Genomic DNA, 17,601 nt, shown 5'->3' with positions numbered 1-17,601 from the left:
TCTATAGCATAAATTCTCATAAAAAAAAGAAGCTGATTTTATAATTAGCGGCTTTATAAACAAATTTTAAAAATGGCTGTTCCTAAAAATAAAGAGGAGTTAATTTTTTCAATAAAAGATTCCTATTCTAAATTAAAAAAAGATCTAGATACAATTCCTGTGAGGTTTTCTACTCTAAAAGAAATGGAAGGGCATGCTAAAGGAACAAAAATGAGTGTATGCAATTTAGTTTCTTATTTAATTGGTTGGGGAGAGCTTGTTTTAAAATGGAATAGAGGGAAAATTAATGGTAAAGAAGTTGATTTTCCAGAAACTGGTTATAAATGGAATGAATTAGGGAAGCTTGCTCAAAAATTTTATTTGGACTACGAAAAATTAGAGTACAAAGCACTTTTAACCAAACTAGAGCATACAGTACATACTATTATCGCTTTAGTAGAAAGTATTGAAAACTCTGATTTATATGAACAACCTTGGTATGACAAATGGCCAATAGGAAAAATGATACAGCTAAACACTTCTTCTCCATATAAAAATGCTCGAAGCAGAATCAGAAAATGGAAAAAATTAAATCTTTTAAAATAATTTTAGATTTGATTTTAAATCAAATGATTACTCTATCAAGACTTCGCTGCTTGAAATTTTATCCAGAAAATCTAGAAAACACACATCTACATTTAGGAAATACCCATCTACACTAAAGAAATATACATCTACATTCAGGAAATACCCATCTACATTAAAGAAATATACATCTACATTCAGGAAATACCCATCTACACTAAAGAAATATACATCTACATTCAGGAAATACCCATCTACACTAAAGAAATATACATCTACATTAAAGAAATATACATCTACATTCAGGAAATACGTATTTATAGTGTCTTATGTGGATTAGTCATATAAAACAAAAATCCGTCGCTTACACGACGGATTTTTTAATAATATAATGTCTAAAGAGCGTTTTTACTACGCTTTTTCTTCTTCTGTTTCTGTTTCTTTAACTTTTAGACCTACCTTACGTACAGTATCATGCATTATTGGTGTTGCTATAAATAATGATGAATATGTACCTACTATTACACCTATAATTAGAGAGAACATAAATCCTCTTAATGGGGCTGCAAATATAAAAATTGCAATAAGTACAAGTAATGTAGTTAATGATGTATTTAAAGTACGGCTTAATGTACTATTTAATGCTCCATTTACGTTTTGATCTAATGACCAACCTGTATGTTCTTTTAAGAACTCTCTAATTCTATCAAATACTACCACGGTATCATTTAATGAATATCCAATTACAGTAAGTATTGCTGCTATGAATGCTTGGTCGATCTCCATATTAAATGGCATAAACTTATATGTTATAGAGAACACCCCTAATACTAACAATACATCATGGAATACTGCTGCAACAGCTCCTAAACTAAATTGCCATCTTCTAAATCGTAATAAGATATATAAGAACACTACTATTAATGACGCTAATACAGACCAGAATGCTGCTTGCTTAATATCATCCGCAATCGTTGGTCCTACTTTCATAGAAGACATGATCCCTACTTGCTTATCTTTATCTCCATTCGCAAATTGATCGTATGTTAACCCGTCTGTTAGATATGGTTTCAATGCTGTAAATAATTTATTAGAGATCTCTGCATCGATTTCTTCACCGGTTTCATCTACCTTATATTTTGTAGTAATCTTTAGTTGATTATTTGCTCCTAGTGTTTTTGCTTGCGCGCTTTCGAATACAGCAACAAGGTCTTTCTCTACTGTAGTAGGTACAACATCTTTAGCAAAACGAACTGTATAGGTTCTACCTCCTACAAAATCAACTCCATAATCTAATCCCTGAGTAAATAATGAGGCTAATCCAGCAAGAATAATTACTCCAGAAATAGCATAAGCAACCTTACGTTTCTTTAAGAAATCAATACTAATATTCTTAAACAAGTTTTTTGTTGCTCCTGTAGAGAATGCTAATTCTTTACCATTCTTACCATATCCATCGATAAATAATCTAGTGACAAAGATTGCTGTAAATAAAGATGTTAAAATACCTATCAATAATGTAGTTGCAAAACCTTTAATCGGTCCTGTACCAATAACCAATAAGATAATACCTGTAAGACCTGTAGTAATGTTAGCATCAAGTATTGATGATAATGCGTTACTAAATCCATCTTTTATGGCATCTGCTTGAGCTTTACCTTTAGCTAATTCTTCTCTAATTCTTTCGAATATTAATACGTTTGCATCAACCGACATACCGATTGTTAATACAATACCCGCAATACCAGGAAGTGTTAATACAGCTTTTAAACCTGCTAATACTCCAAAAATAAACAAGATATTAACAACAAGTGCAACATCTGCAAAGGCTCCTGCTTTACCGTAATAAAATATCATCCAAATTAGGATTAGTAATAATGCTATTGCAAAAGACATGATCCCACTATCAATAGCTTCTTGCCCTAATGATGGCCCTACTACTTCACTTTGTATAATATCTGCTGAGGCAGGTAATTTACCTGCTCGTAATACATTTGCTAAATCCTGACCTTCTTCAATTGAAAAATCTCCTGTGATCTCACTTCGTCCACCGCTAATTGCTCCGGTAGTAACCCCTGGAGCTGAATATACAATATCATCAAGTACTACAGCAATTTGGCTTCTCTGGCTAAATGCTCTACCGGTCATTTCTTCCCATTTCTTAGCTCCTTTACCATCCATTTGCATAGTTACAGTAACTGCTCCTAATTGGTTGTACTCTTGTCTTGCATCTGTAATTACACCTCCACTTAATTCTGGATCATTATCTCGATTACCTTTTATTGCATATAATTCTAAAAGCTCAGAATCTTTAACAGCCTTACCCCAAGCAAATTTTACGTAACGTTGCTCTACAGGTAGTAAAGCTTTAACTCTAGGGTCATTAAGATATGCCATAAATTTATCAGCATTCTTTTTTTCTACCGATGCAATTACTGGGCTACCTTGTCTACCTTGTAATGCTATAAGGTCAAATAATGGATTTACCTGAGTCTCTAGATTTGTTGAATCCTCTGCATCTTCTAATAAATCATTAATAGCAGATTCTGCATCTGTTTTTGTAGAATCATTTTTTATAGAATCAACCTTAACAGAATCAATAACTGCTTCATTAGTATCTGCTACTTCTTCTTTTTTATTCTTTACACTTTCTAGATCTTCTTTAAGAATAGTATTTGCTGTAATAAGATGATTAAAAACCTCTTCCATCTTATATACATCCCAGAACTCTAATTGAGCTGTACTAGTCACTAAAGTTTTTACTCTTTCTATATCTCTAGCTCCAGGAAGTTCTACCAAAATACGCCCAGATTCTCCTAAACGCTGAATATTAGGTTGGGTAACTCCAAACTTATCAATACGCTTACGTAATACTTCAAAAGCTGACTTTATAGATTCGTCTATTTTTGTTTTTAACTTAGCTTTTACTTCATCATTAGACATTCCAAATTCTACAATCCCTTGTAAGTCTTTATTTGCAAAAATATCAGGAGATGCTAATGTTGCATCCGGAATTTTTTCAAACTCAGTAAAGAAATCTTCTAAGTATGTATTCTGAGAATCTTTCTGTGCCTCGTCTGTTGCAAGCAAAGCTTGATTGAATGATGGATCTTTAGATTTATTTGCCAATCCACTTAATATATCTTTTACAGAGATTTGTAAAATAACATTAATTCCTCCTTTAAGGTCAAGTCCCTTATTAAGTTCTTTATTCTTAGCGTCATTATAGGTTATACCTGCAAAAATCTCTTCTTTACCAATAGAATCTAAATAACTTCGTTCTGCTGCCTCTCTTAATTTTGAATAGTTCTCTACATTATCAGAATACTTTTGCTGTGCATAAGCCTCAGCTTCTTTCTCTTTTGTGTAGGCCATATACGTATATGACAATTGGTATATACATACCAAGCCAAATAAAATCGCAAATACCCTAACAAGTCCTTTATTTTGCATTATCTATTTATTTTGGTCAAATCTTTAAAAAATGAGTGCTTATAAAATTCACTCAAGATTTGACAATTGTTTTTAATTATTGAATATGATGTAATAAACATTATCAGAATTACTGATATATGGGTGTAAAAGCTAAAACGATTCTTTAGAGTTATTAATCACTCTTCTTTTTTAGCTTTTAATAAAAAAATGATTTGTATTTAGGAATTCCTTAAAAGCTTTGAATCCTATACTATGAGATAGGTCCTGCTCTTACTTCTGGAATATTATGTGAAGTATTATCTATTGCGATTGCAATATTTTTATTTATTTTTTGAGCTACTTTTACAAGCTTATTGATATTAGTAGTATCAACCTTTGTAATAAGACTATAAGAATTAGTACTAGAGTATCCATTTTTTTCATGTCTTACCTCTAAAACATATTTATCATTAAAGTCAGAACTAAAATCTGCGCTTTTTTGAATTTCATAAACATCTAGTTTATACTCTTTTGAATTTTTATCTACAGGAAACTGATTCTCCTGATTATCTTTTTTATTTTGATCATAAAAAACGTGATCAAATGCTATATTCCGTTCTTTAGAAAGTGCTCTTTTTATATACGCTACATCTGCATCGCTGTAATACGTAATTTTTAGCTTACCATCTTTTAACTCCTTTGATATTCTGGTATTTGTAACCCCTATAGATTGTAACTGTTTTTTTACAATTGCAATTGTATTCTGGGCTTCTAGAGAAGTAACTTCTGTATTAGCAAACTCTAATACTATCTCTTGATTAGGTACAACAGCCTGTTGCTGCATTACAACAAGTAATGCAAGTGCTGTTAATAAAATTACGAAGTACCTTTTTTTCGTCATCCGGCAAATATAAAAAAATTAAATTTATATTTCTGTATACTTATACAAACATAAAACAATAACGAAAAATAGTACTTTATAGTACTAAATGATATATTCTTAGTCATTTAAAAAATTATAGCGAACAAAAAGAGTTGCATAACAGCAACTCTTTTCTTATTATAAACCTATATAGATTATTACAACTCTAATAATCCATTTGTTTTCTTAACTCCTTCTGCACTCTCTACCATCTTTGCTTTTTCTGCTGCGCTAAGTTCGATATCTACAATCTTTTCGATTCCATTTTTACCTAATACTACTGGTACTCCAATACAAAGGTCATTTAATCCATACTCTCCTTCTAACAAAGTAGAACAAGGGAATATTTTCTTTTGATCACAAGCAATTGCCTGTACCAAACCTGATACTGCAGCTCCTGGTGCATACCATGCTGAGGTACCTAATAATTTAGTTAATGTAGCTCCTCCAACCTTAGTATCTGCTGCTACTTGTTCTAATCTTTCTTCTGTAATAAACTCTGATACAGGAACACTATTTCTAGTTGCTAATCTTGTTAATGGTACCATTCCTTTATCACTATGCCCTCCTATTACCATTCCATCAACGTCAGAAATAGGTGCTTCAAGAGCTTCTGCTAATCGATACTTAAAACGAGCGCTATCTAAAGCCCCACCCATACCTATAATTCTGTTCTTAGGAAGATTAGTAGTCTTATGTACTAAATAGGTCATGGTATCCATAGGATTACTAACCACAATAATAATAGCGTTTGGAGAATGCTCAATAAGATTAGAAGATACTGTCTTAACAATACCTGCATTAATCCCTATCAATTCTTCGCGAGTCATTCCTGGTTTACGAGGAATTCCTGAAGTAATCACTACAATATCACTTCCTGCAGTTTTAGTATAATCTCCTGTAGTTCCTGTTATTTTAGTATCAAATCCATTTAAGGAAGCTGTCTGCATAAGGTCCATTGCTTTTCCTTCTGCATATCCTTCTTTGATATCTAACAAGACTACTTCTGAAGCAAAATCTTTTATCGCTATATATTCGGCGCAACTAGCACCTACTGCACCAGCACCTACTACTGTAACTTTCATCGTTCTATATGTTATTTTAATTAATATTTATCGTTATACTGAAAATGTTTTCAGCATCCATGCGAAAATACAAATTCTTTGATGAATTAATTAGCAAATAAGATGTTAATTACCACCCAAAATAGAGTCCTAAAGAAAGGTTATTATAGTTTTGTAAAGTATAATCTAGATTAGCTCTAAAAAGTCCATATTTTACTTTTGCACCTATTGTAGCTTTTACTCCATTTGTTTTATTTTTTACACGTATTGGATCAGTTAGTGTTTCTGGTAATGGTGTTTCATTTTTGATTTGATATGTTCCTAGTAGCTCGGCTTCACTAGAACCAATATAATATCCTAGACCTCCATAAAAATTTAAAACTGGTAATTTGGTAGATACAACACTCGTAATGATCCATGAATTTGTATTTAACTGTACTTTTTGGTCAGTTCCAGGCATTCCTGTAGTAGCATCTATATCATAAAACCCTTTTAAATTAGTATAGCCTAACAAACCTGAAAGCCTAACCGGCCATCTTTTTAAAGGAAAAACCCAGTCAGTAAATTCATGCTGAAAACCAATACCGTATAATTGTATTTCGGCATCTTCTACCGCTTTAATTCTAGGTAAAAATCTTACTTTTATTTCAGTACTTTTTATCAACCCAAGAGTTCCTTGAATAAAACCACTTGGTATCGAACCAATCCCAGAACTACTTATCCCATCTGGTAAAACAACTTCTAATCCTGTAGTTTGATCATTAGTAACAAGTACAGAGATTCTCTCTTGATTTCCTCCTAAAGCACTAGAAACTGTACGACTGGCTTGCCCACTTCTAAATGTAACTCCGTCATAATCTCTAGTATCAATTGTAAAGGTCTGTTTTTCATCTCTTACAAAAGAAAGATTCCCTACAATTCCTACTTCGAAATGCCATAATTTCTTTGTTTTTGCTGAGTTATACCAACCATTAGACATTGCATTTACCAAAACCTCTCCTGCAGGAGCAAAATAGTCTTTACTAAATCTTCTGGCATTTTCGATTCCTATTTCTAGAACTTGATTGATATCGGTTTGAGAAATACTAATGTTACTTAATAATAAAGCGAACAACAATATGCATTTTTTCATAAGATTTGGGTTTTATAGGCGCTGCAATATAAAAAAAATCCGCTATACATTTAAGACATAGCGGATTTCTAGTTATATTCTAAGATTTAGTTATGCATCAATATTTGCATAAACGGCATTCTTTTCTATAAACTCTCTACGTGGTGGCACTTCATCTCCCATAAGCATAGAGAAAACTCTATCAGCTTCTGTAAGATTCTCAATAGTAACCTGACGCATCGTTCTATATTCTGGGTTCATTGTTGTATCCCATAATTGCTCTGCATTCATCTCTCCAAGACCTTTATATCGTTGTATCTTAGAATTTTCTCCAAATTCTTTTACAATTCTATCTCGTTGATCATCATTCCAAGCATATTGTTTTTTAGCTCCTTTCTTTACTAAATATAGTGGTGGAGCAGCTATATATATATGTCCTGCTTCGATTAATTCTTTCATATATCGGAAAAAGAATGTTAGAATCAATGTAGATATGTGACTACCATCAACATCGGCATCACACATAATTACAATTTTATGATATCTTAATTTTGAAAGGTTTAAAGCTTTACTATCTTCTTCTGTCCCAATTGTTACTCCTAGAGCTGTAAAAATATTTTTGATTTCTTCATTTTCAAAAACCTTATGATGCATTGCTTTTTCTACATTCAATATCTTACCGCGTAATGGAAGAATAGCCTGAAACATACGATCTCTTCCTTGTTTTGCTGTTCCCCCTGCAGAATCTCCCTCAACCAAGAACACCTCACATAATGCTGGATCTTGTTCTGAGCAATCAGAGAGTTTACCAGGTAATCCTCCGATACTCATCACAGACTTACGTTGTACCATTTCTCTTGCCTTCTTGGCTGCGTGGCGCGCTTGGGCTGCGAGGATTACTTTTTGGATAATTGTCTTTGCATCATTAGGGTTCTCCTCCAAATAGTTTTCCAACATTTCAGAAACTGCTTGTGAGACAGCAGAAGTAACTTCTCTATTTCCTAATTTAGTTTTGGTTTGACCTTCGAACTGTGGTTCTTGAACTTTTACAGATACAATTGCTGTTAATCCTTCTCTAAAATCATCCCCAGCAATTTCGAATTTTAGTTTATCCAATAATCCAGAAGAATCAGCATATTTTTTTAGTGTAGAAGTAAGACCTCTTCTAAAACCAGACAAATGTGTTCCTCCCTCGTGCGTATTGATATTATTTACATAAGAATGTAAATTCTCTGCATAAGAATCATTATAAATCATTGCTACTTCTACAGGGATATTATTTTTCTCCCCTTCCATAGAAATTACTTCTGCGATGATAGAACTACGACTAGCATCTAGAAATCTTACAAATTCTTTTAATCCTTCTTCAGAATGAAATGTTTCTGTAATATCGTTTCCTTTTTCATCCTTATTACGCTTATCTGTTAATGTTACTCTTATTCCTTTATTAAGATAAGCTAATTCTCGCATACGACTAGCCAGAGTATCATAATTATACTCTAGTGTCTGCTGAAAAATAGTGGGGTCTGGTTTAAACGTTACTATGGTTCCATTAAAATCGGTATCTCCTGTAGATTTAACAGGGTATAATGGTTTTCCTTTTTCATATTCCTGTTCCCATACCTTTCCGTCTTTATGAACAATTGCATGTAGGTGATCTGATAATGCATTTACACAAGATACTCCTACCCCATGCAGACCTCCTGAAACTTTATAAGAATCTTTATCGAATTTACCTCCTGCTCCAATTTTAGTCATTACAACTTCTAAAGCAGAAACTCCTTCTTTTTTATGTATTCCTACGGGAATACCTCGACCATTATCCCGAGTAGTAACAGAATTATCTTCATTGATAGTTACTTCTATAGAATCACAGTGCCCTGCTAATGCTTCATCAATTGAATTATCCACCACCTCATACACTAAATGGTGTAGTCCTCGAGATCCCACATCACCAATATACATCGATGGTCGCATACGCACATGCTCCATTCCTTCGAGTGCCTGAATACTATCTGCGGAGTAGTTCTTCTTATTAGCTTCTTCGCTCATAAATCTCTTATTTATTATTTTATTATTTTGACAACAAACAAAGATAAAAAAACGCTAAAAGGATGAAAGGCTTTTATTATCGATGACCTAAAGAGTTATTAACAATCAGTTAAGAACAGTACCATAAAAACCGAAAACGCTCTTAAAAACGATAAAAACAGCCTTAAATTTGATTTAACAGCAAACTATATTTTACTAAATATTCATCTGGCCGCCCTAAAAAACTATTTTCTTACATAACGCAAACAAGTATTCTTCTAAGTTAAGGCTCTACAATAAAGCATGTGATGGAAAGCCATATATTAACATTCTAGTTATACTTTTTACATTTACATTAACACTTCTTCCGGCAATACCTTACACACTAACGCAGTTTAGGAGAATCGAATAATCATTATCGAATAATCATTAATGATATTTGAATCACAAATAAAATATTTACACAAACTCAATTTAACAAAAAGATTATGAAATTTCAAAAAAAGTCCAACGTATTAAAGACTGTAGCACTAGGTAGTGTATTATTTTTCGCTTCTTGTCAAAAAGACAACATCGACGAGAATACCGATCACACCGCAACATCAACAAATGAAAAAACTATTGAAAAATATTTTCAAGGAAATTTAGTTGACGTAGAGGATATAGGAAACGGAGAGTTTCTTTATAATTCGGATATTATTCTTTCTGCCAATATGCTATCGGACACGCCTCCACCAGTTTTTGATCCAAAATCCCCTCCTAGTGAAATTAGCCCAAAATTAGCATTATGGAATTCGGTTAAAAAATGGCCAAATAACACTGTAGTCTATACACTGGGGTCTCTAAACAGTACTTTGCGCACTAATTTAACAGCAGCTTTTAAAAGATGGTCTGACAAAACTAATATCAAATTTAAAGAAAGAACTAACGAATCTGATTACGTAAACATATACGAATCTACAGACGTATGTTCAGGATGTGGGCGGGCTTCATTTGGAGTGCAAAAAAATGGACGTGTACAATTAGGTCGTACCGCAAGTATAAGTCTAATAGTTCATGAATTAGGACACACACTTGGTTTTGTACATGAGCAAACAAGATCAGATAGAGATGATTATGTTATTATAAAATGGGAAAATATCCAAAATGGAAAAGACGGTAATTTTAGAAAAGATCAAAATGCACAATTATTAACCAAAGAATTTGATATTAAATCTATAATGATGTACTACTCTTATGGTTTTTCTAAAAACAGAAAACCAACCATTACGCTACTTAATGGTCAAACATATACTGGAGCACAAGAAACTATATCTGCCTTAGATATTGAAGGTACGAATAAAGCATATCCTACTATTGGCAATCCTGGTGGTGATATCTGTAAAGATGTAAGCCCGTATGTTTATGGACAATCTTATAATATAGGGGATCAGGTTACTTATAATGATTATTTATACACTAGAGAGAACACTGGATGGAAAAAAGAAGGAAAATGTGGTAATAATTAAAATAGCTAGGTTATAATAAGACTTCTATTCGATAAAAAGGCAATCTATAAATGATTATAGATTGCCTTTTTAGTATATTTTGATGTTCCGCTCTACAATATTTGATACAAATTGATGTATTTCAGAACGACGCACTAAAACGAAAAAAGGCTATCTTTTCAGACAGCCTTTTTTCCTTAAAGTTGGGGAACTCCAATCATAATCTAGATTACGGTTTGTATTCTAGAAATAAATTTTTATTTAGTACGCTTCTTCATGTACATTTGCAACGGCTCTACCACTTGGGTCATTCATGTTTTTAAATTCTTCATCCCATTCTAAAGCTATTTTTGTACTACATGCTACTGACGGTTCTTGGGGAACACTCAATGCTGCTGTATCACTAGGGAAATGACCTTCAAAAATAGAGCGATAATAAAATTCTTCTTTGTTTTGGGGAGTTTGTATAGGGAATCTAAAATGAGCATTTGCCATTTGTTCATCTGTAATTTCTGTTTCTACAACTTCTTTTAAAGTATCAATCCAACTATATCCTACTCCATCAGAGAATTGTTCTTTCTGCCTCCATGCGACACTCTCAGGCAAATAAGATTCAAAAGCTTTACGAATCACCCATTTCTCCATTCGTTCTCCATTGATCATTTTATCTTGTGGGTTAATCCGCATTGCTACATCCATAAATTCTTTATCCAAAAATGGCACTCGACCTTCTATTCCCCATGCTGCTAATGACTTATTAGCTCGTAAGCAATCATACATATGTAATTTACTTAGCTTACGGACAGTTTCTTCATGAAATTCTTTTGCATTTGGAGCTTTATGAAAATATAAATATCCTCCAAAAATCTCATCTGCTCCTTCTCCTGATAACACCATTTTAACTCCCATAGACTTAATCACTCTTGCCATCAAATACATTGGAGTAGAAGCCCTAATTGTAGTAATATCATATGTTTCTAAGTTATAAATCACATCTTTTATAGCGTCAAGCCCTTCTCTAATCGTAAATTTAATTTCGTGATGAACAGTTCCTATATGATCTGCTACTTTCCGAGCTGCTTCTAAATCCGGAGATCCTTCTAATCCTACTGAAAAAGAATGCAACTTTGGCCACCATGCATCTTTAGTGTCATTAGATTCTATTCTTTTTTCTGAATATTTTTTTGCAATAGCTGAAGTTACAGAAGAGTCTAAACCGCCCGACAATAAAACTCCATAAGGGACATCAGACATTAACTGTCTATGAACAGCTGCTTCTAGGGCATCTCTGAGCTCATCAATACTAGTTTGATTATCCTTTACTGCATCATAATCTGACCAATCTCTTGTGTACCATTTTTTTACTTCTCCATCCTCACTAGATAGGTAGTGTCCTGGAGGAAATAATTCAATTTTAGTACACACTCCTTCGAGAGCTTTTAATTCTGAAGCTACATAGAAAGTTCCATTCTGATCCCACCCCATATATAAAGGAATAATTCCCATATGATCTCTTGATATAAAATATACCTCCTTCTCTACATCATATAATGCAAAAGCAAAAATCCCATTCAAATCATCTAAAAAATCTGGTCCTTTTTGTTGATACAATGCTAATATTACCTCACAATCAGATGCTGTCTGAAAATCATACTCTCCTTCAAACTGTTCTCGAAGCTCTCTATGATTATAAATTTCTCCGTTAGCCGCAAGCACCAATTTCTTATCCCTACTAAACAAAGGTTGTTTACCAGAAACAGGATCAACAATAGCTAATCTCTCATGCGCTAGTATTGCATTTTTACTTGAATAAATTCCACTCCAATCCGGACCTCTATGTCTAATTTTTTTAGACATTTCTAATAATTGAGGTCTTAATATCTCTGAATCTTGCTTTATATCAAAAGCGCAAACAATTCCACACATAGTATCTTTTTTTCTGTTATTCTGAAAGCCAAAGATGCACATATAGTTACAAAACAAAAACAATAAGACTATATCTAGTTACATAATTAAACAAAAAACACAAAAAACCAAACAAAAAGAAACTTAAAAAAGTAATATCATTACATATAACTTCAATTTATCACTTCTAACATTTAACAGAACTTATGGAATCGATTAACATTTCAATTGTAAGTTCGCTAATATCTTTACGTCTATCATTATAAATTAAAAATCATTCTTATATGAAAAAAACATTCTTATTAGTTACTATAATGCTTTGGGGAGCATTATCAACAATGAATGCTCAGAGTTTTTCTGGTCTTCAAAAAAGCCCAACAGATATTTCATACGCAAAGAAAGAAAGAAATAGTAAACCAGAAATTAAAGTTATCTATAGTCGCCCACAAAAAAAAGGGCGTAAAATTTTTGGTAGTTTAGCGGCATATGATAAGGTTTGGAGAACTGGTGCGGATGAAGCCACCGAAATCAAATTTCTACAAGATGTAAAAATGGGAGACAAATCCATTAAAGCCGGAACTTATTCTTTATTTACAATACCTGGAGAGAAAGAATGGACTATTATTATAAATTCTGACTTGGATAGCTGGGGAGCGTATAATTATGACAAAGCAAAGGATATAGCTAGAATTAAAGCAAAGGTTAAAAGTGGAGATGAGCTTGAAGTTTTCTCTATAGCTTTTAAACAAGTAGACAAAGGATACCATATGGTAATGGGATGGGATACTACACGAGTAGAAGTTCCTTTTTATCTATTATAAAACAATAAAAAATAGCTTAAGAATTAAATATTTAATTCTTAAGCTATTTTTTCTCCCTCAACAATTGTTGATACTAATTACTATTGTCCCCAAATAAACAGTAATCTAGTTCTTTTTTAATTATCTGTGAATAGCATGACCAGATGCTCCAGGTAATTCTCTTAAAAAGTCCATCACAACTCTAAAAGTTAATCTAAATTTTGTGTAAAATAGCCCCATACGTTTGTTTTTTAAAATTAAAATTACTTATAATATTACTCAAATATAACACCCATATTACGTGATGTCAATAATTTACATGATTTTTAGACATAAATTGAGGTTTTATCGATAACAGACACAAAAAAATCTCTCTATTATACTCACCTCTACTCTTTTGTCGTTTTATACTAGGAAAAATAGGGGGATTTCCCTTCTTAATCCTTTAACATAAACTTAATCTGAAACGAGTTTTAAATACTCTATCATTTTTTAAACTCATGTTATAACAGCATCAAATTTTTATCTATGAATTGCATCACTACAAGCTGATGGCAAATGTTTTAAAAAGTCTTTTAATGCTTTAACATCTATATTCAAAATCCCATAAAATAACTTCATAACTTCTTGATTTAAATTTCTGTTACAAAGATAATACGCGTTATAGCTGGTATAAAAATATTAACATTTTAAAAAGTCTATTTTAGACACAGAGCATAGTTTTTCGACATAAAATCAAAAACCCAAAATCCTCTCTTAATAAATGAAGCTTTTTCCTACAAAAAAAGCTTTGTTTTTAGGGGTGTTTTCCCCTGTTGCTATTTCAAAAACCCTTTTTTAAAGCTTCCAAAACCTGTAAAAAAACAAAAATAATGCAATTTTACGTCGAACCACTTTCATTTTTACTTCATGTTACCTACTATTTTCACTTAATCAACAACCCCGAGACAAGCTACAAAGTATGTTTCTAAAATGATTTTTTGCTATTGAGAGGTAAACTTCTTTTAAAACAAATCTTCAATAAAGACTTAAAAGCACCAATGGGTAGTATAAAAAAAGAACTATACTCGATTTTCATATGACAGATAGCATCTAATTGACTTTCTCTCAAGGGCTTTTCTTCTACAATCTTCTAACAACCAAAGTAGTTCGACATAAAATATACTCTAAAAACAAGTTGCTCTTATTACAGCTATAATGTTTTTTGTATGATTTTTAGCAAAACTAGAAACTTAACTATCGTTTGGCTCAAGCTCAGGTGTTTTTGGATGATTGAAATCAACACCCTCTTTTACTTATAATTTTCATATCTTGCCCATTAAGGTCTGTAGTAATTCCTATGCTCATTATTTTAGGTCATTTTTTTAGAATATAGTACTACTTAAGTTAGGATGACAACATAATGACTTCTACGGAATATTTAAGTATTTATGTGTCTGAAGGGATACCTTCCATTTTGGGTTTTCCATAACGTAATCCACTATTAAAGGAATCATTTTTTCTCGCATACTCCATTCTGGCTGAAGATACAAAATGCAGTCTTCTGAAACTTTATCTGCTTGTTCTTCTGCAAAAAGAAAGTCGTTATTGTTATAAATGATACATTTTAATTCATTTGCCTTTAGATACACTTCTTTTCTAGGAAGCTTCACTTTTTTAGGAGAAAGACATATCCAGTCCCATACACCCGTTAATGGATAAGCTCCAGAAGTTTCGATATGCGTCTGAGCTCCTTTATCTTTAAAACCAGAAGTTAACAATGTCATATCCCATGTTAGAGGTTCTCCTCCTGTAACAACAATTACATTACTGTATCTAAGAGCATTCTCTACAATACTATCTGTATCTGTTGGAGGGTGTAGGTTTGCATTCCAACTTTCTTTAACATCACACCAATGGCATCCTACATCACAGCCTCCGATTCTAATAAAATATGCTGCTGTTCCTTTATGATAACCTTCTCCCTGAATTGTATAAAATTCTTCCATTAAAGGAAGCATCTTACCTGCATTCACCAATTTCTGTATACTCTCTTTCATAAGTTCGCAAAGGTAAATAATAATAAATTACAATTTTAGAATATTCATACTTAGAAATACCCCTACTCAAAGACCTAATTTCCATACATTAATCAAAAAATACTACCATTAGTAATATATCAATTTAATATTTTCATTGAGATCTAACAGCTATACACTCTATCTCTATCTTAGCTCCTCTTGCCAATTCCTTGGCCGCAAATGTAGTTCGTGCAGGTTTCTGAGGGAAATATGTTTTATAAATTTCATTAAAAACAGAAAAGTCTTCTATCTCTGCCAAAATCACAGTGCATTTTACAACATTTTCCATTGGTAGATTATGATATTCTAAAACTGCTTTGATGTTCTCTAAGGTTTGTTTGGTTTCTGATGCTATACCCCCTTCAACTAATTTTCGTGTACTATGATCCATTCCTATCTGACCTGATAAAAAATACATGTTTCCAACCTGAACAATATCAGAAAAAGGAGCTTTTGATTTTTTCGGTTCATGAGTTTTATGAAACACTGTAGAATCTATACTTTTTAAAGATTTTTTATCACAACTTATCAGAAATAATAGAAGACAAGCTATTATTATTATTTTTTTCATAAGCAAAATGGGTTATAAAATGATATTACTACTTAAACTTTATATTAAAAATAACTTATAATTTCAATAGAAAAATTTAGATTCCTATTTTTATGCAAAAATATATCATATATTATGAGTGACAATAAGGCTTTTCTTGATCATATTAATGAAGGTTATAAAACCAAAGGTGATTTTCTAACTATGGGGGCTGCCATACATAATGGCGAGACAATAACTGATGCACATGTTAAAATCCCTTTAAAGACACTAAATAGACATGGTTTAATTGCAGGAGCTACTGGTACAGGAAAAACTAAAACACTACAAGTTATTGCTGAAAATTTAAGTGAACAAGGAATCCCCGTACTCTTAATGGATATTAAAGGAGATCTTAGTGGAATTGCAGCTGCAAGTCCAGGTCATCCAAAAATTGATGAGCGTCATGAAAAAATAGGAATCCCTTTTGATGCTAAAGAATTTCCTGTAGAAATCCTATCATTATCCGATCAAGACGGGGTTAGACTTAGAGCCACTGTTAGTGAGTTTGGACCTGTTTTATTATCTCGAATCCTTGATGTTACGACAACTCAAGCCGGGATTATTTCTATTATCTTTAAATATTGTGATGATAATAAATTGCCTTTATTAGATTTAAAAGATCTAAAAAAAGTATTACAGTTTGCAACTCAAGAAGGTAAAAAAGAATTAGAAAAAGATTATGGACGCATTTCTACAGCATCTACAGGAGCTATTTTACGTAAAATAGTAGAATTAGAACAACAAGGAGCTGATCTGTTTTTTGGTGAAAAATCTTTCGAAGTTCAGGATCTATGTAGAATTGATGAAAATGGAAGAGGTATTATTAATATTATCAGATTAACGGATATACAAGATAAACCAAAATTGTTTTCAACGTTTATGCTTAGTCTTCTTGCTGAAATATACAGTACTTTTCCTGAACAAGGAGATAGTGGAAGACCAGAATTAATTATTTTTCTAGATGAAGCCCACTTAATTTTTAAAGAAGCTTCTAATGCATTAATGGGACAGATCGAAAGCATTGTAAAATTAATACGATCTAAAGGTGTAGGTCTTTATTTTGTTACCCAAAATCCAACCGATGTACCTGATGGCATCCTAAGTCAATTAGGATTAAAAGTCCAGCATGCACTAAGAGCGTTTACCGCAAAAGATCGAAAAGCAATTAAACTCACTGCCGAAAACTATCCTATTTCGGAATATTATGATACTAAAGAAATACTAACTTCTTTAGGAATAGGTGAAGCTTTAATATCTGCACTTGATGAAAAAGGAAGACCCACTCCATTAGCTGCTACAATGTTACGTGCACCAATGAGTAGAATGGATATATTAAATGATGATGAATTAAAAAAGTTATTAAAAAAATCAAAACTTATCTCTAAATATAATGAGGAAATTGACAGAGAAAGTGCTTATGAACTTTTAAATAAAAAAATAGAAAAAGCTGAAGCTGAAGAAGCAAAAGCTGCTGCAAAAAAGGAAAGAGAAAAACTCGATAGAGGCTCATCTAGGTCTGGATCGAAAAGCAGAAGAACCAGTACTACAGAAAAAGCTATTATAAAAGTGTTAACTAGTGCTACCTTTATCAGAGGGGCTTTAGGTATACTAAATAAGTTATTAAAATAACCGTTACTATTAAAATGAACTA

At 32.3% G+C, this 17,601-nt stretch carries 12 protein-coding genes; 4 read left to right on the top strand and 8 right to left on the bottom strand.

What is annotated here, in order from left to right; genetic code table 11:
* The first annotated feature begins 72 nt into the window (after nt 1-72).
* Nucleotides 73-585, top strand: a complete 513-nt coding sequence (locus N456_RS01415) for a ClbS/DfsB family four-helix bundle protein (protein WP_062053136.1) — start codon at nt 73-75, stop codon at nt 583-585.
* Nucleotides 586-975: 390 nt separating this feature from the next.
* Here N456_RS01415 and secDF read toward each other — a convergent pair whose 3' ends face one another.
* The 5 genes from secDF to gyrB form a co-directional block, all read right to left on the bottom strand.
* Nucleotides 976-4,017, bottom strand: coding sequence for a protein translocase subunit SecDF (gene secDF / locus N456_RS01410; protein WP_062053134.1), 3,042 nt, complete (start codon nt 4,015-4,017; stop codon nt 976-978).
* 232 nt (nt 4,018-4,249) lie between these two features.
* Complete coding sequence (locus N456_RS01405; RefSeq protein WP_062053132.1) at nt 4,250-4,879, bottom strand: hypothetical protein; 630 nt, start codon at nt 4,877-4,879, stop codon at nt 4,250-4,252.
* A 179-nt stretch (nt 4,880-5,058) separates the two neighbouring features.
* A complete protein-coding gene (gene mdh, locus N456_RS01400) occupies nt 5,059-5,985 on the bottom strand; it encodes a malate dehydrogenase (protein WP_062053130.1) in 927 nt (308 codons plus the stop codon).
* 109 nt (nt 5,986-6,094) lie between these two features.
* A complete protein-coding gene (locus N456_RS01395) occupies nt 6,095-7,096 on the bottom strand; it encodes a DUF6588 family protein (protein WP_062053128.1) in 1,002 nt (333 codons plus the stop codon).
* A 90-nt stretch (nt 7,097-7,186) separates the two neighbouring features.
* Entirely contained in the window at nt 7,187-9,127 is a 1,941-nt protein-coding gene (gyrB, locus tag N456_RS01390; protein ID WP_062053126.1) for a DNA topoisomerase (ATP-hydrolyzing) subunit B, read from the bottom strand.
* A gap of 467 nt (nt 9,128-9,594) precedes the next feature.
* Between gyrB and N456_RS01385 the strand changes: the two genes are divergently transcribed.
* Nucleotides 9,595-10,614 carry a M12 family metallopeptidase gene (locus N456_RS01385; protein WP_062053124.1) on the top strand — a complete coding sequence of 340 codons (1,020 nt, stop codon included), beginning with the start codon at nt 9,595-9,597 and terminating at the stop codon, nt 10,612-10,614.
* A gap of 240 nt (nt 10,615-10,854) precedes the next feature.
* Here the strand turns inward: N456_RS01385 and asnB are convergent, their stop codons facing one another.
* Nucleotides 10,855-12,519, bottom strand: a complete 1,665-nt coding sequence (gene asnB / locus N456_RS01380; RefSeq protein ID WP_062053537.1) for an asparagine synthase B — start codon at nt 12,517-12,519, stop codon at nt 10,855-10,857.
* Nucleotides 12,520-12,782: 263 nt separating this feature from the next.
* Between asnB and N456_RS01375 the strand changes: the two genes are divergently transcribed.
* The gene (locus N456_RS01375) at nt 12,783-13,319 is read left to right on the top strand and encodes a DUF2911 domain-containing protein (protein ID WP_062053122.1); all 537 of its coding nucleotides are present in this window, start codon (nt 12,783-12,785) and stop codon (nt 13,317-13,319) included.
* Between the two features lie 1,388 nt (nt 13,320-14,707).
* Here N456_RS01375 and N456_RS01370 read toward each other — a convergent pair.
* Nucleotides 14,708-15,337, bottom strand: a complete 630-nt coding sequence (locus N456_RS01370; protein ID WP_062053120.1) for a 7-carboxy-7-deazaguanine synthase QueE — start codon at nt 15,335-15,337, stop codon at nt 14,708-14,710.
* A 133-nt stretch (nt 15,338-15,470) separates the two neighbouring features.
* Nucleotides 15,471-15,929, bottom strand: coding sequence for a Rid family detoxifying hydrolase (locus tag N456_RS01365; protein WP_062053118.1), 459 nt, complete (start codon nt 15,927-15,929; stop codon nt 15,471-15,473).
* Between the two features lie 114 nt (nt 15,930-16,043).
* Between N456_RS01365 and N456_RS01360 the strand changes: the two genes are divergently transcribed.
* Nucleotides 16,044-17,579 (top strand): helicase HerA-like domain-containing protein, encoded by a 1,536-nt coding sequence (locus N456_RS01360; RefSeq protein WP_062053116.1) that lies wholly within the window; start codon nt 16,044-16,046, stop codon nt 17,577-17,579.
* The last annotated feature ends 22 nt before the right edge of the window (nt 17,580-17,601 follow it).

Source organism: Aquimarina longa SW024, from assembly GCF_001401755.1.
Taxonomy (GTDB): Bacteria; Bacteroidota; Bacteroidia; order Flavobacteriales; family Flavobacteriaceae; genus Aquimarina; species Aquimarina longa.
This window is presented reverse-complemented; position numbering and strand designations above follow the sequence as displayed.